The 21,754-nt window shown below is 37.8% G+C and carries 19 protein-coding genes; 8 read left to right on the forward strand and 11 right to left on the reverse strand.

Annotated elements, in window-relative coordinates:
• The 4 genes from I215_RS04850 to I215_RS04865 all read right to left on the reverse strand — a co-directional run bounded on the left by I215_RS04850 (position 1) and on the right by I215_RS04865 (position 4,170).
• The gene (locus I215_RS04850; protein ID WP_008612051.1) at positions 1 to 1,029 is read right to left on the reverse strand and encodes a rod shape-determining protein; all 1,029 of its coding nucleotides are present in this window, start codon (positions 1,027 to 1,029) and stop codon (positions 1 to 3) included.
• Positions 1,030 to 1,163: 134 nt separating this feature from the next.
• A complete protein-coding gene (gene purH, locus I215_RS04855; protein WP_008990843.1) occupies positions 1,164 to 2,696 on the reverse strand; it encodes a bifunctional phosphoribosylaminoimidazolecarboxamide formyltransferase/IMP cyclohydrolase in 1,533 nt (510 codons plus the stop codon).
• 64 nt (positions 2,697 to 2,760) lie between these two features.
• Positions 2,761 to 3,231: a GAF domain-containing protein gene (locus I215_RS04860; RefSeq protein ID WP_008990844.1), complete on the reverse strand. Its 471-nt coding sequence runs from the start codon at positions 3,229 to 3,231 to the stop codon at positions 2,761 to 2,763.
• Between the two features lie 69 nt (positions 3,232 to 3,300).
• The gene (locus I215_RS04865) at positions 3,301 to 4,170 is read right to left on the reverse strand and encodes a pirin family protein (RefSeq protein ID WP_008990845.1); all 870 of its coding nucleotides are present in this window, start codon (positions 4,168 to 4,170) and stop codon (positions 3,301 to 3,303) included.
• Positions 4,171 to 4,474: 304 nt separating this feature from the next.
• On the opposite strand from I215_RS04865, the gene I215_RS04870 reads away from it, so the two are divergent.
• On the forward strand, positions 4,475 to 4,999 hold the full coding sequence (locus tag I215_RS04870; RefSeq protein WP_008990846.1) for a DUF4870 domain-containing protein: 525 nt from the start codon (positions 4,475 to 4,477) through the stop codon (positions 4,997 to 4,999).
• A gap of 147 nt (positions 5,000 to 5,146) precedes the next feature.
• On the opposite strand, the gene groL is transcribed toward I215_RS04870, so the two are convergent.
• The 7 genes from groL to miaB all read right to left on the reverse strand — a co-directional run bounded on the left by groL (position 5,147) and on the right by miaB (position 11,813).
• Complete coding sequence (gene groL, locus I215_RS04875; RefSeq protein WP_008990847.1) at positions 5,147 to 6,778, reverse strand: chaperonin GroEL; 1,632 nt, start codon at positions 6,776 to 6,778, stop codon at positions 5,147 to 5,149.
• A gap of 71 nt (positions 6,779 to 6,849) precedes the next feature.
• Complete coding sequence (locus tag I215_RS04880; RefSeq protein ID WP_008990848.1) at positions 6,850 to 7,128, reverse strand: co-chaperone GroES; 279 nt, start codon at positions 7,126 to 7,128, stop codon at positions 6,850 to 6,852.
• A 145-nt stretch (positions 7,129 to 7,273) separates the two neighbouring features.
• A complete protein-coding gene (gene secG / locus I215_RS04885; RefSeq protein WP_008990849.1) occupies positions 7,274 to 7,636 on the reverse strand; it encodes a preprotein translocase subunit SecG in 363 nt (120 codons plus the stop codon).
• Positions 7,637 to 7,643: 7 nt separating this feature from the next.
• Positions 7,644 to 8,543, reverse strand: a complete 900-nt coding sequence (locus tag I215_RS04890) for a hypothetical protein (protein WP_008990850.1) — start codon at positions 8,541 to 8,543, stop codon at positions 7,644 to 7,646.
• Between the two features lie 6 nt (positions 8,544 to 8,549).
• Positions 8,550 to 9,041 (reverse strand): LptE family protein, encoded by a 492-nt coding sequence (locus tag I215_RS04895; protein WP_040459867.1) that lies wholly within the window; start codon positions 9,039 to 9,041, stop codon positions 8,550 to 8,552.
• Positions 9,042 to 9,063: 22 nt separating this feature from the next.
• A complete protein-coding gene (locus tag I215_RS04900) occupies positions 9,064 to 10,347 on the reverse strand; it encodes a sigma-54 interaction domain-containing protein (protein WP_008990852.1) in 1,284 nt (427 codons plus the stop codon).
• Between the two features lie 20 nt (positions 10,348 to 10,367).
• Positions 10,368 to 11,813, reverse strand: a complete 1,446-nt coding sequence (gene miaB / locus I215_RS04905; protein WP_008990853.1) for a tRNA (N6-isopentenyl adenosine(37)-C2)-methylthiotransferase MiaB — start codon at positions 11,811 to 11,813, stop codon at positions 10,368 to 10,370.
• A gap of 488 nt (positions 11,814 to 12,301) precedes the next feature.
• On the opposite strand from miaB, the gene I215_RS04910 reads away from it, so the two are divergent.
• The 7 genes from I215_RS04910 (at position 12,302) to porN (ending at position 21,698) form a co-directional block, all read left to right on the forward strand.
• Positions 12,302 to 13,081 carry a hypothetical protein gene (locus tag I215_RS04910; RefSeq protein WP_237738927.1) on the forward strand — a complete coding sequence of 260 codons (780 nt, stop codon included), beginning with the start codon at positions 12,302 to 12,304 and terminating at the stop codon, positions 13,079 to 13,081.
• A 137-nt stretch (positions 13,082 to 13,218) separates the two neighbouring features.
• Positions 13,219 to 15,747 carry a type I DNA topoisomerase gene (gene topA, locus I215_RS04915; protein WP_008990855.1) on the forward strand — a complete coding sequence of 843 codons (2,529 nt, stop codon included), beginning with the start codon at positions 13,219 to 13,221 and terminating at the stop codon, positions 15,745 to 15,747.
• A gap of 10 nt (positions 15,748 to 15,757) precedes the next feature.
• Complete coding sequence (locus I215_RS04920; RefSeq protein ID WP_008990856.1) at positions 15,758 to 16,915, forward strand: formimidoylglutamase; 1,158 nt, start codon at positions 15,758 to 15,760, stop codon at positions 16,913 to 16,915.
• A 147-nt stretch (positions 16,916 to 17,062) separates the two neighbouring features.
• On the forward strand, positions 17,063 to 18,418 hold the full coding sequence (porK, locus tag I215_RS04925) for a T9SS ring complex lipoprotein PorK/GldK (protein WP_008990857.1): 1,356 nt from the start codon (positions 17,063 to 17,065) through the stop codon (positions 18,416 to 18,418).
• Positions 18,419 to 18,471: 53 nt separating this feature from the next.
• Positions 18,472 to 19,134 carry a type IX secretion system motor protein PorL/GldL gene (porL, locus tag I215_RS04930; RefSeq protein ID WP_008990858.1) on the forward strand — a complete coding sequence of 221 codons (663 nt, stop codon included), beginning with the start codon at positions 18,472 to 18,474 and terminating at the stop codon, positions 19,132 to 19,134.
• A gap of 53 nt (positions 19,135 to 19,187) precedes the next feature.
• Positions 19,188 to 20,789 carry a type IX secretion system motor protein PorM/GldM gene (gene porM / locus I215_RS04935; protein WP_008990859.1) on the forward strand — a complete coding sequence of 534 codons (1,602 nt, stop codon included), beginning with the start codon at positions 19,188 to 19,190 and terminating at the stop codon, positions 20,787 to 20,789.
• 15 nt (positions 20,790 to 20,804) lie between these two features.
• A complete protein-coding gene (gene porN, locus I215_RS04940) occupies positions 20,805 to 21,698 on the forward strand; it encodes a type IX secretion system ring subunit PorN/GldN (RefSeq protein WP_008990860.1) in 894 nt (297 codons plus the stop codon).
• Positions 21,699 to 21,754: the final 56 nt, after the last annotated feature.

Raw genomic sequence — 21,754 nt, forward strand, 5'->3', positions numbered from 1 at the left:
TTATTTTATCAAGATAGGTTTGTACTTCTCTAAATTTTTTAATGCAATTCCTGTACCTCTTACTACTGCTCTGAGTGGATCTTCTGCAATGTAAACTGGAAGGTCTGTCTTTTGAGAGATTCGCTTGTCTAGTCCTCTTAGCATAGAGCCACCTCCAGCTAAGTAAATTCCAGTGTTGTAAATATCTGCAGCTAGCTCTGGTGGGGTTTGAGATAATGTTTCCATTACTGCATCCTCGATACGCAAGATAGACTTATCTAGGGCTTTTGCAATTTCTCTATAAGAAATCTGCACTTGTTTTGGCTTACCAGTAAGCAAATCACGACCCTGTACACTCATTTCTTCCGGCGGAATTTCTAAGTCCTCAGTGGCTGCTCCAATGGCGATCTTTATATTTTCTGCTGTAGTTTCTCCAACATATAGGTTGTGTTGGGTACGCATATAATAGATGATATCGTTGGTGAATACATCCCCAGCTATTTTTACTGATTTATCACAGACGATTCCTCCAAGAGCGATCACGGCGATCTCTGTTGTTCCACCTCCTATATCGACAATCATGTTTCCTTTGGGTTGCATGATATCAAGCCCAATACCGATGGCTGCTGCCATGGGCTCGTGGATTAGATATACCTCTTTTCCGTTGACACGTTCTGCGGATTCTTTAACTGCACGCATTTCAACCTCTGTGATTCCAGAAGGAATACAAATTACCATTTTTAGAGTTGGTTGGAAAAAGCGTTTTTTCAGCGCTGGAATACCCTTGATGAACATGTTGATCATCTTTTCAGAGGCATCAAAATCAGCAATTACTCCGTCTTTTAATGGGCGGATTGTTTTGATGTTTTCATGGGTTTTACCTTGCATCATACTAGCTTCTTTCCCAACTGCTATAATTTTCCCAGTCATTCGGTCTCTGGCAACAATTGAGGGACTGTCTACCACAACCTTATCATTGTGTATAATCAAGGTGTTCGCAGTTCCTAAGTCAATGGCTATTTCTTCGGTCAAGAAGTCAAAAAATCCCATGAATAATTATTGTGTTAATAGGTTATTTCTATTTTAAAGGGCTCTATAATATACCGTTTTATTTTTATTTAAACCCCACAGTTTTAGTTGCTGTGAGGTTCATGATTTTTATAAATCTCCCAAATGTAATAAAATTAATGTTTAAAATGACGCGTTCCCGTAAATACCATGGAAACATTGTTTTCATTACAGTAATCGATGCTTAATTGGTCTTTAATGGAGCCTCCTGGTTGGATGACGCTTTCAACACCAGCCTTGCTTGCGATTTCTACACAATCAGGGAATGGGAAAAATGCATCACTTGCCATGGCAGAACCTTTGAGATCGAATTCAAAAGACTGCGCTTTTTCAATGGCTTGTCTTAAAGCATCAACTCTACTTGTCTGGCCTGTTCCACTTGCACACAATTGTTTATTCTTAGCCAACACAATGGTATTGGATTTTGTGTGCTTGCAAATTTTAGAAGCAAAGATTAAGTCCTCTAACTCATTTTCTGAAGGTTTATTGCTCGTAACATACGTAAGATCTTCAACAGTGTCTGTTTTAAGGTCTTTTTCTTGTACTAATACACCGTTAAGACAGGTTCGAACACTTTGCTTAGAGAATTCAACTTCTTTTTGAATAAGGATAATTCTATTCTTTTTACCTTTAAGTGCCTCTAGAGCCTCAGGTGCGTAAGAAGGTGCAATGACTACTTCACAGAATAAATTGTGTATTTCCTCTGCTGTTTCTAAGTCGATTTCTTTGTTTGAAATTAATACGCCTCCAAATGCAGATACTGGGTCTCCAGCTAAGGCATCAACGTATGCTTGTTTGATAGTGCTTCTTGTAGCAAGTCCGCAAGCGTTGTTGTGTTTTAAAATCGCAAAAGTTGGATCATCGTTTTTAAATTCTCCCATCAAATTCACTGCTGCATCAACGTCCAATAGATTGTTGTACGAAAGTTCTTTTCCGTGTACTTTGTCAAAGAGTTCTTCTAAATCACCATAGAAGTACCCTTTTTGATGTGGATTCTCACCATATCGTAGGGTTGAACCATTGGTTTGACTTACTTTAAAAGCTTCTAAAGATTCCTTTTCATTAAAATAATTGAAAATGGCGGAATCGTAATGAGATGAGATGTTAAATGCTTTGGCAGCAAAACGTCTTCTGCTTTCAATTGATATGTTACCGTTGTCTTGAAGTAAGAGGTCTAAGAATTCTTTGTAGTCATCCATAGAGGCAACACAAAGAACGTCTTTATAATTCTTAGCTGCTGCTCTGATTAATGAGATACCACCTATGTCGATTTTCTCGATTATATCTTGTTCAGATGCGCCACTGGCAACTGTCTTTTCAAATGGATAAAGATCGACAATGACAATGTCTAGTTGAGGGATTTCAAATTTCTCCAGTTCTTGTTGATCTGTTTGGTTATCTTGTCGGTTTAAAATACCTCCAAAAACTTTTGGGTGAAGTGTTTTAACACGCCCGCCTAAGATAGAAGGGTAACTAGTTACATCCTCTACTGGAACAACTGGGATCCCCAAATCTTTGATGAACTTTTCTGTACCACCTGTTGAGTATATGGTTACACCTAGTTCATCTAATTTTTTTACAATTGGCTCAAGGCCGTCTTTACTAAAAACTGAAATTAAAGCCGATTTGGCTGATTTGAAATCGTTCATTGTCGTTGTGTTATGATGGAGTGCAAAAGTAGTTTTTTTGCATTAATTTGCGAATCTATACGTGCTAAAAATCTTTTTTCTTAATTATATGGGCAACACTTTGGTTAACAAAGGTCAAAAAGTCTTCATCCTCTTTAGAAAATGGATCTACAGTGTGTGAATCGATATCGATTTGACCGATGTTTTCACCCTCTACAAATAGTGGAATGACTACCTCGGCTTTTACATCAATACTGCAGGAAATATAATTGTCCTGAGCTTTAACATCAGGGACTACAAAGTTTTGGTTTGAAACTGCAACTTGACCACAAATTCCTTTTCCAAATGGAATGATCACGTGATCCGTCGGCTGACCAGCAAAGGCTTTTAGCTTTAATTCTTCTTTATCTCCATTTTTAAAATAGAAGCCCACCCAATTGTAGTAATCGATGGACTGTTTTAAAAGTTCGCAAACTGCTGTAAGTTTCTCGGTAAGGGTTTGCTCTTGTTTAGAAAGAAGCGCTACCACCTTTGGTTTTAAGCTCTCAAATGGCATATTATATTGTTTTTGCAAAGGTAACTTTCTTGTCCTTGGAATCCTCTTAAATTTTAAAAATTGTTTTACTTAAGGCATATCGATGTATGAATCGTCACCCTGAACTTTTAGGAAGTCTTTGTTCTTCCAATCCGCCTTTGCTTGTTCTATGGTTTGGGGACTTGAGGATACAAAGTTCCAAAATATGTGACGTTTGTCCTCAAATGCTTCTCCTCCAAAGAGTAATAGATGTGTTTGATTGGAAACTTCCACGCTGCAGGCATCCTCGGTTTTGGATACGATCATGTTACCTTCTTCAATCACTTCTCCACAGGCGGTAATACTTCCTTTAATAATGCAAATGCCAATTTCTCCTTTGACCTGGTCTTGTATCTCTAATACGGTTTCTTGTAAACTTTTAATCTCGAGCATAAATAACGAAGAGTAAACAGGTACTGGTGCTTTTTGGTGATACCCTTCTCCAGCAACTAATCGGAATTTCAAACCATTTTCTTCCCAATTTGGGAGTTGGTCTTTTTCAAAATGATGAAACTCAGGTTCCATTTGTTCAAGATCCTTTGGAAGGGCTACCCATATTTGGAATCCGTGTAGGGGATAGGTTTTGCCGTCTCTGATCTGCTGTGGGGTACGTTCGGTATGTGTCACTCCTTTGCCAGCTGTCATCCAATTAACAGACCCTGGGGTGATGATTTGATCACTCCCTATACTATCTTTGTGATGTATTTGACCTTCAAAAAGGTAGGTGAGTGTGGAAAGCCCTATATGAGGGTGTTGTCCTACATCTAAATAATTTCCCGGTCTTATGGAAGCCGGTCCCATGTGGTCGATAAATATAAAAGGTCCGACCATTCTTTTTTTGCGAAAAGGTAAATAGCGACCAACTAAAAAATCTCCTATATCCCTGCTTCGTTGTTCAATGATTAATCCTTTGTTTGACATCTGATCATGTTTTCTTTAAAGATACTATTATTTAGGATAGTACTGCTAATGGAAAAATAATATTAGCATTATAATTAGTTGCTCAATTATTAAAGTTCCCGTGTAATAATATATTTCATGTAAATTTACCGAATCAGTCCTGTTTCTGTAGAGCGATCAGGCAGTAGAAGGGCTTTTAGACGCAACACAATGGATGTGATCACAGGTATCTTTACGCAAAATTAAAAGAATAATTTATGGACGATTCTGGTTTATCGAAAAAATTAAAGATTTAAGAATTCAAAACGGAATTACTCAGGAAGCTTTGGCTGAAAAGTCTGGATTAAGTCTAAGGACTATTCAAAGAATAGAAAACGGTGAATCTATCCCAAGAGGAGATTCCTTAAAGCGATTGGCTATTGCTTTGAACACATCTCTTGATGACATTATTGATTGGAAAATCCAAGAGGATAGAGGCTATCTCACAGTGATGTGTTTGTCTGCTTTAGCATTTTTGTTTTTTCCAATTCTAGGTATTATTGTCCCGCTAGTATTCTGGGTTCTTAAAAAGGACAAAGTCAAAAATGTTGATAGGGTAGGTAAGTCTATTTTAAATTTTGAGATCACTTGGGTGATTTTCTTTTTTTCGCTAATTATCTTGTTATTTACAGGTGTGATTGGTAAACTGGTGCTCTTTATTAATCCTGAAGCAAGGTTTAGTCTTGGACTAGTATATGCAGCTGTCCTTATCATTTATGGTTATAATTTGATAGTAATCATTGTAAATACAGTTCGTGTAGCAAGCGGTAAGCCTACAAAATATATTCCGGCAATTAGAATATTTAGATAGTAAAACGAGAATCAAGTGATATTTCAAAAATTTGTGAATTGTATTGTATTTTCACAATGGAATTAATGATTCAGATACTACTAATAATAAACAAAAGAGCCGTACTTAATTAAAAGTACGGCCCTTTGTATTGTGATGGTATGGTTTTTACATCATACCTGGCATTCCTCCGCCGCCCATTGGAGGCATTGCAGGAGCGTCTTCTTTAATATCAGTTAAAGAACATTCAGTGGTTAGGATCATTCCCGCAACTGAAGCAGCGTTCTCTAATGCGATTCTAGTTACTTTAGTAGGATCGATAATACCAGCTTCTAACATGTTTACATAAGAGTCAGTTTTAGCGTTGTATCCGAAATCCTTTTTACCTTCGTATACTTTAGCAACTACAACTGATCCCTCTTTACCAGCATTCTCAACGATAGTTCTCATTGGTGCTTCAATAGCACGGCTAACGATTTGCTTACCAGTTTCTTCATCGTCGTTCTCAACTTTTACTTTATCTAGAACAGCTTTAGCTCTTAATAAGGCTACACCACCACCGGCAACGATACCTTCTTCAACAGCTGCTCTAGTGGCATGTAATGCATCATCAACACGGTCTTTCTTTTCTTTCATTTCAACCTCAGTAGCAGCACCAACATAAAGTACAGCAACACCTCCAGCTAATTTAGCTAAACGCTCTTGAAGTTTTTCTTTATCGTAATCTGAAGTAGTTGATTCGATTTGTGCTTTAATTTGACTAACACGACCTTGGATTTGATCACTAGAACCTGAACCATTTACAACTGTAGTGTTGTCTTTGTCTATGGTAACAGTCTCTGCAGTACCTAGCATTTCCAAAGAAGCGTTCTCAAGAGAGAAACCTCTTTCTTCAGAAATAACAGTTCCACCAGTTAGTATAGCGATGTCTTCTAACATTGCTTTTCTTCTGTCTCCAAATCCTGGGGCTTTTACAGCAGCGATTTTCAATCCACCACGTAGTTTATTCACCACAAGTGTAGCAAGAGCTTGTCCGTCTACATCCTCAGCAATAATTAAAAGCGGTCTTCCAGATTGTGCAACTGGCTCTAGAATAGGAAGAATTTCTTGAAGATTTGATATTTTTTTATCGAACAATAAGATATATGGATTGTCTAATTCAGCAACCATTTTGTCTGTGTCAGTTACAAAGTATGGAGAAAGGTAACCTCTGTCAAATTGCATTCCTTCCACTACGTCAACGTAAGTGTCAGTACCTTTAGCTTCTTCAACTGTGATAACACCTTCTTTACCTACTTTTTCGAAAGCTTTAGCGATAAGATCACCGATTGTATCGTCGTTGTTTGCAGAAATTGCAGCAACTTGTTTGATCATTTCAGATGAGTCACCTACAGTTTGAGCTTGTTTTTTAAGGTCAGCTACTAAAGCTTCTACAGCTTTGTCAATACCTCTTTTTAGATCCATTGGGTTTGCACCAGCAGTAACGTTTTTAAGACCTTCTTTAACGATAGCTTGTGCAAGAACAGTAGCAGTAGTAGTACCGTCTCCAGCGAAATCATTTGTTTTAGAAGCAACTTCTTTAACCATTTGAGCTCCCATGTTCTCAAGAGCATCTTCTAATTCGATTTCTTTTGCAACTGTTACACCATCTTTAGTTACCTGTGGTGCACCAAATGATTTACTAATAATTACGTTACGACCTTTAGGCCCTAATGTAACTTTAACTGCATTGGCTAATGCATCTACTCCGCGCTTAAGTCCGTCGCGAGACTGAATGTCAAATTTTATATCTTTTGCCATTTTTTTAGTTTTTTAATTCAAAAATAAATTTTTGAGTGTTTTGAAAATTAATTGGTTAAAAAAGTTTGGGCTTAAACGATCGCAAGAATATCGCTCTCTCTCATCATTAGGTAATCAGTTCCTTCTAATTTAAGTTCTGTACCTGCAAATTTCCCATACATTACGGTATCTCCAACTTTAACGGTGATGTTTTCATCTTTGGTGCCAGGACCTACTGCGACAACTGTACCTTTTTGAGGCTTTTCTTTTGCGTTGTCAGGAATAATAATACCAGAAGCTGTTTTGGTTTCAGCTGCAAGAGGTTCGATAAGAACTCTGTCTGCAAGCGGCTTGATGTTTAACTTGGACATATTTTTCAATATTTGATTAATTAATTTTTAATTTAACTCTTATTAGTAGGCAGAAATTGTGCCATCCCATAAAAAACTGACATCTGTAAAAAATAAATGCCAGCTTGTCATTAAGCTGGCATTTAAATCTATAGAATAATATATTTTACTGTCCTGATGTACTATCTCCTGCATTTGTGGCAGGGGCTGCTGGCTGAGGTAATTCTGCCGCAGGTACTTGGCGGTTTTCAATACCACTTCCTTCTAATAATTTAGAATCAACTGATGTGGTGTTTGAGATTAGTGTAATGTTAGATAGCAGTATTAAGGCCACCAGAATTGTCGCTAATGTCCAAGTACTTTTATCTAAAAAGTCCCCGGTTTTCTTTACACCTCCGACAATTTGACTTCCACCTCCACCGAATGAAGAAGACAATCCGCCTCCTTTAGGGTTTTGTACCATTATGACTAAAACCAACAGAAAGGATACGATGATAATAAGTATCAAGAAAATTGAAAATGTGCTCATTATAATATTAATTATTGTCTTTTAATTTCGTTACTGCTTTAATTTGGTCTGCAAAGAAACCACTTTTTTCTGGATATTTCAAACTTAAAATTTTATAAGCTTGTATTGCTTTTTTATATTTTTTTTGCTCTAAGTACACACGGGCTAGAGTTTCGGTCATCAGTTCATTTTTTTCTAGTACCACTGCCTTTGCCAAATTCCCTTTGTTTTGTGTTGTGTTTCCTGCTGGCGGAATCTTAGGATTGTTCTCGATAAAGCGATCGATTAATTTTAACTTTTGCTCGATTGCTGATAAGTGATTTTTTTTATCCGATGTTGGTTTTTCTACTTTTTCTCGGTTAATAGGCTTTGGAGTAGAAGACAATTGTAACCACTCCACGAAAGAATGGGATTCGGAGGTGTTAAAATCTAATGGCTTGCCAATTTCTAGGGTTTCACTTGGACTTTTAACTTCATCCGGCTTACCAATAGGCTTTATTTGTTTCTTTTTCTCTGCTGGTGTTTTAGGCTGAAATAATTCTGGGTCCATGACGGCCTCTGCATCCACTTGGTTAAAGTCAAAGGCTGTTTTATGGTCTCTTACGATGACCTCCTCGGCTATGACCTCGATAGGGTAGAGTTGTTCATTGGCAATATGACTAGCTATTTTTTTTGCTACCCCATGTTGTTTAAATTCCTCTGAGGTTATGAACTCAAAAAGTATAGAGCGATCTGTGGTATATGCAGCCGTTTGTTTTAATTCACCATTGTATTTATAACTACCTTGCTGCTTTAAAGCCTTAAGATAGACAGCGCGTGCTGATTGGAAATAGGGGAATGCGTCGATAACCTTTTCTAGGGCTTCGATATTCTCCTGGGATAAATTCTCAGGTTTGCTAAGTAAGTTTGAAAAATCTGAAATATTCATATCACTCTACCAATTGGCCAGCGTTTCATTAAAAATATCTTGAGTAATTCGTTCAAAAATAACATCCTGAGCTGCTTGACGCACCGTAACTAACTGCGCTGTAGCTGGGTAGTCGTAGAAAAACGAAAAACGTCGTTCGAAATCTTGCTCTGGGTCGTCTGCATTAAAGAAACGCACATTTACACTAACGGTTAATCTGTTTTGAGCAGCTCTTTGATCTGCCGTTGCAGACATTGGAGAAACACGATAATCTACAATCTCTCCTTCATAGATAAGATCTGCATTTCTGGTTACCAACTGCAAATTGGTTTGATTTACAATTAAGTCCTGAAGGGCATTGGTAAAATCGTAATCCATTCCAGGCTCTACAATAGGTGCTTCATTTCTGAAGAAATTTACTTGGAAACTTTCAGCTGTTGTGTTAACCCCTGTAAAGGAGTAGGGGCCGCAACCCCATAGTAACATACAACTGATTAAAAGAACTAAACTGTTTTTCATACCTCTGGAATGCTATAACGCTTTATAAATCAAATTGTTTTATTTTTCTGTAAAGGGTGCGCTCGGAAATTCCCAACTCACTAGCAGCTGCTTTTCTTTTTCCTTTATTGCGCTCTAAGGCCTTTTTTATTAACTCCAGCTCCTTGTCGTGTAAAGAGAGGGTCTCTTCTTCTTGGATGTCTTCAGCAAAGTGGTATTTATCCTCTAAGGCTGCAGGAATCGTTTTTAGAGATGAAGGGTCCTTTTGTTGTTCTATTTCTAGAATCTCCACTGGAGTATCGTCATTTTCTGCTGGTTCATAATCCACCTCACTCTCATCGCCATAAATTTTATTGATTAAGCTTTTGTTTTCCTGTTGAACTTTTTGACGATCACCCCCGTTTTTCATTAGTTCCATGGTTAGCTTTTTCAAGTCATTTAAATCCCCTTTCATGTCGAAGAGGAATTTATATAAAATTTCACGTTCGCTACCAAAATCACTATCAGAGCTTTGACTCTTCACAACCGCTGGGAGGTTGCTTCCTGTGTCTGGTAAGTATCCCCTTAAGGTGTCCAGAGTGATGGTTCTGTTTTGCTCTAGAACCGAAACTTGTTCAGCGACGTTTCTTAACTGACGTACATTTCCCGCCCATCTATACTTTTTTAAAAGATCAATTGCATCCTCCTCAAGGCGTATAGTTGGCATCTTGTACTTTTGAGCAAAATCAGAGGCGAATTTTCGAAACAATAAATGAATGTCTTCTTTTCGATTTCGTAAAGGGGGAAGAAATATCTCAACGGTGCTTAACCGATAATAAAGGTCCTCTCTGAATTTCTCCTTTTCTATAGCTTCGAACATATTAATATTCGTAGCTGCTACAATTCGAACATCGGTTTTTTGAACCTTGGAAGATCCAACTTTTAAAAACTCACCATTTTCCAACACACGAAGTAGTCTGACTTGGGTGGTTAGTGGAAGTTCACCAACTTCATCTAAAAAGATGGTTCCCCCATCAGCTTCTTCGAAATATCCACTACGGGTTTGTGTAGCTCCTGTAAAGGCTCCTTTTTCGTGTCCAAAAAGCTCGGAGTCTATAGTTCCTTCTGGAATAGCTCCACAGTTAACTGCGATAAACTTTCCGTGTTTACGGTGTGATAAACCGTGAATTATTTTAGGTAGTGCTTCCTTACCAACACCACTCTCACCTGTAACTAACACAGAAATATCGGTCGGTGCCACTTGAATAGCTTTTTCAATGGCACGGTTTAGTTTCACATCATTCCCGATGATACTAAATCGTTGTTTTATGGCCTGAACATTTTCCATGAGAATTGTTTTTGGTGAAATTAATTATTGTCTGAATATCCAACAGCTTCTCCGATTAGGGTCGCTGAGGTACAATCCTTAATCGTAACGTTTACAAATTCACCAACATTATAATTTTCTTTTGGGAAAACAACCACTGTATTTTGAGAATTTCTCCCCATCCAGTGCATGTCTGATTTTTTGGAAGTACCTTCAATTAATACCTCTTCAGTTTTTCCTAAGTGCTGTTGGGTTCTGTAATGGGAATGTTTTTGTTGAAGGTTTATGATCTCTGTAAGTCTTCGTTTCTTTACATCTTCCGGTACATCATCCTCCATTTTTCGTTCTGCTAAAGTCCCTGGACGTTCTGAGTATGCGAACATAAAGCCAAAATCATATTTTACATACTCCATTAAAGATAGTGTGTCTTGATGATCTTGTTCAGTTTCTGTAGGGAATCCGGTGATCATGTCTTGAGATATAGCACATTCTGGCAAAATTTTTCGAATATTATCAATTAATTCAAAATACTCAGCTCTGGTGTGTAGACGATTCATAGCTTTTAAAATTGCATCGCTTCCACTTTGAACTGGTAGGTGAATGTAGTTGCATATGTTTTTATGGGCTGCCATGGTGTGAATCACATCCAAGGTCATATCCTGTGGGTTGGAAGTGGAAAATCGAATGCGCATTTTGGGTTGTGCAAGCGCTACTAATTCTAGTAAATTAGCGAAGTTAACTGCAGTGGCTTTTTGAATGTCGGTGGCTTTGGCAAAATCTTTTTTAAGTCCTCCACCATACCATAAATAACTATCTACATTTTGACCTAAAAGGGTGATTTCTTTAAATCCACGATCCCATAGGTCTCTTACCTCGTCTAAAATAGATTGAGGATCTCGGCTTCGCTCTCGACCTCTTGTGAAAGGAACCACGCAGAATGTACACATATTATCACAACCTCTGGTGATGGATACAAATGCACTGACACCGTTGGAATTCAGTCGAACAGGGGAGATGTCTCCATAGGTTTCTTCTTTGGATAATATGACATTTACTGCATCACGTCCTTGATCAATTTCTTGTACTAGATTTGGAAGATCTTTATAGGCATCTGGACCAACAACTAAGTCCACAATTTTTTCCTCCTCTAAGAATTTGTCTTTTAAACGTTCAGCCATACAGCCTAATACCCCAACTTTCATTTTCGGATTAATCCTTTTTACTGCATTAAATTTTTCTAACCGTTTTCTAATGGTTTGCTCTGCCTTGTCCCTGATAGAACAAGTGTTCACAAGTACAAGGTCCGCATCCTCCATTTCCTGTGTGGTGTTAAACCCTTCTTTGGATAATATGGATGCAACAATTTCACTGTCAGAAAAATTCATCTGACAACCATAACTCTCGATATATAGTTTGCGGTTGTTGTTTTTGTTTTGTTGTAAAACTAAACTATTTCCTTGTTGATTTTCGTCAATTATCTTCTCCATTATTCAATGATAAAATTGTATTGCTGCGCAAAGATACAATTTATAATAAAGTAGTGACATATTGGCATATTAATTTTAAAAAGTTAGTCACACTCCTTTGATTATAGTTGTATTGCTATAAGTCAGATTTTTATGACTGTTTTTTAATGGAGGTGGATATACTTTTAACAATGTAATGATTCAAAAAAGTATTATAAAGCTTCCTGTTTTTGCCTTCAACTTTTAGAGTCGATTAATTCTAATTCTCTTTGAGATTGGTTAATCATATTTCGCTTAAAATTTCGGACTAATTTGGTTTAGTAAATTGAATTATAATCCGTTTTAATCATAATATTAAGGTATTGTAATACTTGTATTATTATCCTTTTGAAGTATTAAATCTTAATATGGATAATTACCTTAAGTTACTATACACTATTTTTTTTGATTCTTAATTTACCCCTTTGTTATTTATGGTTTTTTTGTAGGTTTGCTTTTACTAATCAATAATGAGAACCATGAATCTAACTGAACTATCTAACAAAATTACAAACGCCCCCGATTTAGATTTCGGCAATATCTTTGGAGAAGCCTTTGAATTGTTTAAAAAAACATGGGGGGAAGGAATCCTTATGCTATTGCTAAGCACAATTTTAGTAATACCAGCAGTTTTAATTCTTTACATTCCGATATTCGCCGCTGCGGCTAGTGGAATACCAGAATCAAGCATCGAGGCTGGTAATCTATCTCCTTGGTATATGATAACTTTCGGGTTGCTTTTTCTCCCAGTAATGGCTTTAGTTCAAACTATAGTATTAGGGCTTACAGCGGGGTATTATCGAGTTGTGAAAGAAAAGGACTTAGGGCTTGGAAGCGGTCAAGCAAATATGTTTATGTTTCTTAAAAAAGAATATTTGGGTAAGTTGTTTCTACTTTCCATAATGAGTCTAGGTATTGCTCTGCTTGCAGTAATCCTGTGTTATTTACCAGTTTTTTACGTTGCTGTACCTATAGGTCTTATTCCTATTATACTTGCTTTTAATCCAGAATTAACGGCTAAAGAGATTTTAAAGGCTTCATTTAAATTAGGTAATAAAAAATGGGTATTGTTATTCGGATTGATTATAGTTTCTTACTTGCTTTCTAGCATCGTTGGAATGTTATTATGTGGGATTGGTATATTATTTACCTCATCATTTGTGTATCTTCCTTATTATTTAGTATACAAACATTCAGTGGGATTTGAAGAGACGGATAAAATTTCTCAAATCGAGGCTACGGAAATTTAAAGGGTTGCATATTAAGGATATGTAATAATATTTTAGGGCTTAAAGCTGAGCTTTAGAAGAGTTTTAAGCCCTTTGATCATGCTCGAGTATGGCAAATTAAAAATTCTATATACTTTTGTAAACCTAAAATTTGGTGTATGGCAAAGAATTTGGTTATTGTAGAGTCACCTGCAAAAGCAAAAACAATTGAGAAATTTCTTGGTAAGGATTATAAGGTAGCGTCCAGTTTTGGACATATATCTGATCTTCCTGCTAGAGAGATGGGTGTGGACGTGGAAAAAGGTTTTAAACCCAAGTATATTGTATCCTCAGATAAAAAAGCGGTTGTTAAGAAACTTAAGGAACTTGTTAAAAATGCAGAAACCGTCTGGCTAGCAAGTGATGAGGACCGAGAAGGGGAGGCCATTGCTTGGCACCTAGCAGAGACACTTAAATTAGACCAAGCAAATACCAAACGAATTGTATTTAACTCCATTACTAAAAATGCCATTCAAAAGGCAATTGAAAATCCTAGAAGTATAGATTACAACCTAGTGAACGCGCAACAAGCGCGTAGGGTTTTGGATCGCCTTGTGGGCTATGAGTTGTCTCCTGTACTTTGGAAAAAAATAAAAACAGGGCTTTCTGCTGGTAGGGTTCAGTCCGTTTCTGTTCGTCTTATTGTAGAACGTGAACGTGAAATTAAAGAGTTCAATCCAGAGGCATCTTTTAGAGTGGTCGCTGAATTTAAAAATAGTGAAGAAACAGTCTTTAAAGCTAAACTAAACACTAATTTCGATACCAAAGAAGAGGCTAAAAAGTTTCTGGAAAAAAATATAGGCACCTCATTTCATATAGCTGACTTGGATACTAAGCCAGCCAAAAAGAGTCCTGCCGCTCCATTTACAACATCGACCCTTCAACAGGAGGCTTCAAGGAAATTATATTTTTCAGTTTCCAAAACCATGACTATTGCGCAGCGTCTATACGAGGCTGGGTTGATCACCTATATGAGGACCGATAGTGTTAATCTCTCACCTGAGGCTATTAATGCAGCAAAGGAGGAGATCGTTAGGTCTTATGGAGATAAGTTTTCGAAACCAAGAAATTATAACAAAAAATCTAAAGGAGCACAAGAGGCTCACGAGGCGATTCGTCCAACGGACATGAGCCGTCATAGCGTTCAAATCGATAGAGATCAAGCTCGATTATATGATCTGATTTGGAAACGTACTTTGGCCTCACAGATGAGCGATGCACTTTTAGAGCGCACCAATGTGAAGGTTAAGGCAGAAAAGCACAATGAATTATTTGTTGCCAACGGGGAGGTGCTGAAATTCGAAGGATTCCTTAAAGTGTACTTAGAAGGAACCGATGAAGAGGATGAGGATAGAGCAGGAATGTTACCTGCCTTAAAAGTGGGTGAACAAGTTTTTGAACAAAATATCACTGCAACTCAGCGATTTACTAGACCACCGTATCGTTACACGGAGGCCTCTTTAGTAAAAAAGCTCGAAGAACTTGGTATTGGTAGACCATCGACATATGCGCCTACCATATCCACCATACAAAATAGAGGTTATGTAGAGCGTGGTACCATTGAAGGGGTAGAGCGAAAATATTTGCAGTATTCTATTGTTAATAATACAGTTGCAGAGGCTACCCTAACTGAAACAGTAGGATCCGATAAAGGGAAACTCGTGCCAACAGATATTGGAATGATTGTAAACGATTTCTTGGTCAATCACTTTTCGAATATTTTAGATTATAACTTTACCGCTAAAGTGGAGCAAAGTTTTGATGATATTGCCTCTGGTGAGGAAGATTGGACTAAAATGATAGCATCTTTCTACAAAGATTTTCATCCCAACGTACTGCATGTAGAAGAAAATGCAGATCGTGAAAGTGGAGAGCGTGTACTAGGTACAGATCCTGAGTCTGGCCGACAATTAAGTGTTCGTCTAGGGAGGTTTGGCCCAATGGCACAAATCGGAACTGTAGAAGAAGAGGAGAAGCCTCGTTTTGCGAGTTTGCTTCCAGATCAATCGATCGATTCCATAACTTTTCAAGAGGCGTTATCCTTGTTTAAACTTCCCAGAACATTAGGGGAATATGAAGGAGAAGAAGTTCAAGTGAACGTTGGTCGATTCGGTCCTTATGTGCGATTCGGAAAGAGTTTTGTTTCGCTATCTCCAGGTGAAGATGTTTTTGATGTGAATTTCGATCGGGCTGTTGAACTCATTGAGCTTAAGAAGAAAGCTGATGCGCCAATTGCATGGTATAAGGATAAGGAAGTTACCAAAGGTAAAGGACGTTTTGGGCCATTTATTAAATATGATGGAATATTTATCAATGTTAACAAAAAGTACGATTTCGATAATCTCTCCCAAGAGGATATAGAAACCTTGATTGAGGATAAGCTTAAGAAGGAACGTGAAAAGGTAATTCACAATTGGGAGGATGAAGGAATACGCGTTGAAAAGGCGCGTTGGGGAAGATCCAATATTATTAAAGGAAAGACTAAGGTTGAATTGTCTAAAGATATAGATGCGACTAAACTTACTTTGGATCAGGTCAAAGAATTGATTGAGAAAAGCTCTTCGAAGAAGAAGACAGCTGCCAAGAAAAAGACCACCAAGAAAACCACCGCTAAAAAAACGACAACCAAATCCAAAACCAAAAAATAATTAGTGAATTATGAATGTTGAATTCCTAACACCTGTTTCAAATGCTGTATTGGCTCACAAAGAAGTTTTGCCTTCACAGGCTATAGGGAACAGCATTCGCATTCACACCAAGACCGACGGCGTTCCAGAGCTTGATAATGTGCAACTTGCCATTATCGGAGTTAAGGAATCTCGCTCAGAGAGTGAGGTGGATATACAGGCTGTAGATCTAAATGTAATTCGAAAGGAATTTTACCAACTCTTCCAAGGTAATTGGCCATCTAATTTGGTGGATCTAGGGGATATTGAACCTGGAGAAACCCTAAAGGATACCTATTTTGCCTTAAGTTCCCTAGTGACCGATTTGTTGAAAAAGAGTATTGTTCCTATTGTAATTGGTGGGAGTCAGGACCTAACTTTTGCCATGTATAGGGCTTATGATACCTTGGAGCAAATGGTAAATCTGACCTCAGTGGACAGTAAATTTGATCTTAGTGTCAATGATGAACTGATCTCTTCGAATGCTTTTATGAGTAAGATTATTATGGAGCAACCTAATAATTTGTTTAACTGCAGTATTGTGGGGTATCAAACTTATTATAATGCTCAGGAAGAAATTGATCTGATTGAAAAATTGTTTTTTGACGCCTATAGACTAGGGGAGGTGATTAATGATATCACAATTGTAGAGCCTGTCTTTAGAGATACCGACCTAGTGAGTATCGATATTACTTCGGTCAAAGCTACCGAGCTTGGGTATGCTGCCAATACTTATCCCAATGGCTTTGATGGGCGAGAAATTTGTGCCATCAGCCGTTATGCGGGAATAAGTGATAAGGTTACGTCCTTTGGGTTGTTTAACACCAAAAAGACCCCTCAGAGTGCACAATTGAGTGCTCAAATTATTTGGTATTTTATAGAAGGCTATAATTTTAGAAAAAAAGATTACCCTTTTATCACAAATGCGAACTACACGAAGTATATTGTGCCTTTAGAAGATATGGAACTTTGTTTTTTCAAGAGTAATATCTCTGGTAGATGGTGGCTAGAGGTGCCACAAATTGAAAATTTAGATAATAAATTTAAAAGGCATGCGTTATTACCTTGCACACACAGTGAATATGTTCAAGCCAGCAAGGGTACCATACCTGAAAGATGGTGGAAAGCATATAAGAAAATGTTAGTTTAATGATTCTAAAAATCTAAGGATATATTCCATTGACTGTGCTTTAGAGCCATTTGACAACAAAAATAACGAGTTTATTGTTTTTTTAAAATTTATTAAATAGGTTTACCGTCTTAAATCTAAGAATGTAATTTAACCTCAATTTTGTATATGAAAAAGCTATTTCTTTTAGCATCTGTTACATTATTATTGACCAGCTGTGGTTCTAATGACAGAGGAGAATTAGTTGGTGTTCAAGGGAAAAAATGGCATCCAGAAAAGCCCTACGGGATGTCTCTAGTTCCTGGAGGTGCCTTCATAATGGGTAGGTCTGATGAAGACATGGCCGATGTTCTCAATGCTCCAACTAAAACAGTGACTGTTCGTTCATTTTATATGGACGAAACAGAGATAACCAATAGTGAATACAGGCAGTTTGTAGAGTGGGTAAAGGATTCTATAGTCCGAACCAAGTTAGCTGTGCTAGCGGATGAACTTGGAGAAGTCCCTGGAACTGGTGGTATTGGTGAATTTGCTTTTAAAGATGCGGACACTTCAAATCTGTCAGAGTACGATAAATACATGCTCTTTAATTATGCAGGAATGGGGGAAACTGGTTATGAAGGTAGAAGTCTGAACAAGGATGTAGATTTGATCTGGGATGTCACTGAGTATCCAGATGAATATTATGCGGAAGTTATGGATAGTGTTTATCTATCTACAGAGGAGTCCTATAACGGCCAACGCACTATTGATGTGAAGGAGCTCAAGTATAAATATAGCTGGATGGATATCCAAGCAGCTGCTAGAGCTAAAGGAGGTGGGAGTCGTTTGGACTTTATCAAACATGAAGAACTTAATATTTATCCAGATACTACGGTTTGGATAAAGGATTTTGCATACTCTTATAATGAACCCATGCACAACGATTACTTTTGGAGTGAAGCTTATAGCGATTACCCAGTGGTTGGTGTGACTTGGAAACAAGCCAAAGCATTTTGTGCTTGGAGAACTAAATACAAGAACGATTATCAAAAAGAAAATGGCAAGCAATTTGTCAATCATTTTAGATTACCTACCGAGGCAGAATGGGAATATGCTGCTAGAGGTGGTATCCAATCTGGGACGTACCCCTGGGGAGGACCATATATATTGAATGACCGTGGCTGTTTTATGGCTAACTTTAAGCCATTAAGAGGAGATTACGCAGCTGACCAAGCACTGTACACAGTGGAGGCAAAGTCGTATGATCCAAATGACTACAATCTTTACAATATGGCAGGTAATGTTTCTGAATGGACAAATTCTTCATACGACCCCAATTCGTACGAATATGTTTCCACAATGAACCCTAATACTTATGATGGCGAAAACAAACGTAAAGTTATTAGAGGAGGTTCATGGAAGGATGTAGCTTACTTTTTACAGGTTAGTACTAGAGATTATGAGTACCAAGACTCTGCGAGAAGTTACATCGGCTTTAGAACGGTACAAGACTATATGGGTACAGAGTCCACCGTTAATTAAGAATCCAAATACTACTTGTTTAATAACGTAACTTAACTTAAAAATTATTTACTATGGCACAATCGAAATCATCTAAGAAATTGTTTACCATGGCCTACGGGCTAGGAGCATCTATTGTAATTTTAGGTGCATTGTTTAAACTTACTCACTGGGAATTTGGTCCTTTAAACGGAACCGTCCTATTGGCAGTGGGGTTAATTGCAGAGGCAATTATATTTGCTATTTCTGCATTTGAGCCTGTTGATGAAGATTTAGACTGGACACTTGTATATCCAGAACTTGCTACAGGGGCTGCAATTGGAGCTTCTCGTAAAAACCAAGCTTTGGAGATTAAAGAAGCTGAAGGACAGCTTTCAAAAAAACTAGACGATATGTTGAAGGAGGCTAAAATTGATTCTTCTTTAATGGCTAGTCTTGGTGATAGCATCCGAAACTTCGAAGGCGCTGCAAAAGGAATTGCTCCTACCGCTGAAGCCTTGACTTCAACTAAAAAATACAGTGAAGAACTTTCTCTAGCTGCAGCTCAAATGGAGTCGCTTAACAGCCTCTATAAAGTGCAATTAGATAGCGCTAATAGACAAGCGGCGATTCAAGAAGAAGTTGCATCTAATGCTGGTAGATTAAAAGACGAAATGCGTTCCCTTACTTCAAACCTGAGCTCGTTGAACTCGGTGTATGGTGGAATGTTAACTGCTATGAATAAAACGGCTAATTAATTTAGCGTGTTTTGTTTAAAGTTTATTTGAGAATCATAAAAACTGATTAAATCATGGCAGGAGGAAAATTATCACCACGTCAGAAGATGATTAACCTGATGTATCTGGTTTTCATCGCAATGTTGGCGTTGAATATGAGTAAAGAAGTCTTATCGGCTTTCGGTCTACTGAACGAAAAGCTGACAAACTTCAATGAAAAAGCAACAGAGAGAAACTTGGCTGCTTTTAACGATTTGAAATTAAAATCCACGGAGCAACCTGAAAAATACGAAGCCCTATTTAACAATGTTGAAAAGGTGAGGGAATCTTCAGTGAATTTCAATAGTTACCTAGACAGCCTAAAATCTGCAATGGTTGCTGAGATTGACCCTGAAGAGCGTTCGGATTACGAGGTTATGGATAAGTCGGCATTTCTTGATCAGGCCTTTTTTGGAGGTGGTATTTATACCGCTGAGGGTCAAAAGTTTGTCGATTACATCGACGAATTTAGAAATACCACCATTAGCACCATAAACCAAATCCCTGATTCACTAATGAGAGTTGATCGAAAAGAATCCTTAGTGTCTTCTATTGAAGCGAGATTCAATACCGGGGATGAAAATGGTAAGGTGCTCAATAGAGACAACAGACCAGTTAACTGGTTGAACTACCATTACGAAGGGTTTCCATTAGTGGCCTCCCTTACCAAAGTAACCTTATTGCAATCTGATATTAAATCAACTCAAGATGAGATTCTAAAGGCAATGTTACAAGGGCAAATGGCATCGGATCTTTCAATGACAAATTATACTACCTTATTAGAGCAACCAAAAAGCGCTTATTATCAGGGTGAAAAATTTGATGGTGCTATTGTCCTAGGTAGAAAAGATGCTACTACACGTCCAAATGAAGTGAACTTAACTTTAGATGGAAGAGAATTAGTGGAAAACGAAGATTTTGTAATTGAAGATGGAAGGGTGAAGCTAACGGTAAATGCTGGGAGTGCGGGAGATCACACTATCGAGGGTAATCTTATCTTTAAGCAAGATGGTGAGGATATCGAAGTTCCAGTTTTACAGAAGTTCGCTACCATTACAAAACCCAACGCTGCTGTTATTTCTGCAGATAAGATGAATGTGGTTTACCGCGGTGTTTCCAATCCAATAACTATTTCAATTCCTGGTATTCCTGATAATAAGGTTTCTGCTTCTGCAGCTGGATTGCAAAAAGTTTCTGGAAGTAAATACGCTATGAATCCAGGTACAGGTAGAACCGTGACTATTTCTGCAAGTGGAACTTTGCCAGATGGACAACGTGTTTCTTCTTCTTCAGAATTTAGAATTAAAGATATTCCTAGACCTTCCGGTACGGTTCGTGGTGAATATGGTGAGATCAAGATGCCTAGAACTAATCTTGAGATCTCGACCGTTGGGGCGATGCTTGAGGACTTTGACTTTGACTTGAATCTTGCCATTAGCGGATTTAAATTTAAAGTTCCTGGGCAGCCGACTGTTGAGGTTCGTGGGAATAAATTAAATGACAGAGCAAAATCTGCACTGCGTAGAGCGGGTAGAGGAGAATCTGTTCAGATTTTTGACATCGAAGCTTATATTACTAATAACAGGTCATACAAATTGAAAAAGGTATCACCAGTTGTAATTGAGCTAACAAATTAATAAATCATTAGCGACATGAATTGGAAAGGTATTTTAGTATTAACAATTACCGCCACGCTTTTTTCCACCGCTGGCTTTTCGCAGGCCAATTTGCTCAATGCGAAAACTCCAGAGGAAGTAGGGAAGAAGACCGAGGCGCAAATCGAGGCAGACAACGATGAGCCATTACCTTATGGTTATGTTGATGACCGTGATATTCTTTGGTCAAAGACCGTTTGGGAGCGCATCGATTTGGATGAACGAATTAATTTTCCATTTTACTATCCCATAGATACTATTGGGATAGGTCAGGCGCGTAGATCGCTGTATCACGTGCTGGTTAGTAATATTAAAAACGGGAATATTGATGAAGTTTATGTGGATTCATACTTCACTGAAAAAAGAAAGTTTAGTGATCTTGAGGCCACTCTTCAAAAGGTAGATACTACAGATCTGGGTTATGAGCAATTAAATGCTGGTGAGCAGGTTTCTGCGGAGTACATCAATAGAAGGAATTTGACTGCTGCTGATATTCAGGAGTACAGAATTAAAGGGGTTTGGTATTTCGACAAAAGACAAGGTGAACTTAAATACCGTCTATTGGGAATTGCGCCAGTGGCTCCAGATGTAAACTTTATCGATAGTGAGCAATCCGACCTTGTTGAATTGTTCTGGGTTTGGTTCCCAAGTGCAAGAGAAATTCTACATGAAGCCAAAGCCTTTAATGATCATAATTCGTCAAGGCCTATTTCCTTCGATCAGCTATTAAATGCTCGTCGTTTTGATGCTGTTATTTATAAGGAAGAAAACGTACAGGGTGACAGAGCGATTAAGGAATACATTCCTGATAATGCTATGTTCCAATTGTTAGAAGCTCAACGTATAAAAGAAAATATCCGTAATAAAGAACAGGATATGTGGAGCTACTAAGGGTTGTACAAATTCCAATTCAAAACATTGCGCTAAAATAATTATAACCACGTCCT

The sequence above is a fragment of the Galbibacter marinus genome (assembly GCF_000300875.1).
Lineage (GTDB): Bacteria > Bacteroidota > Bacteroidia > Flavobacteriales > Flavobacteriaceae > Galbibacter > Galbibacter marinus.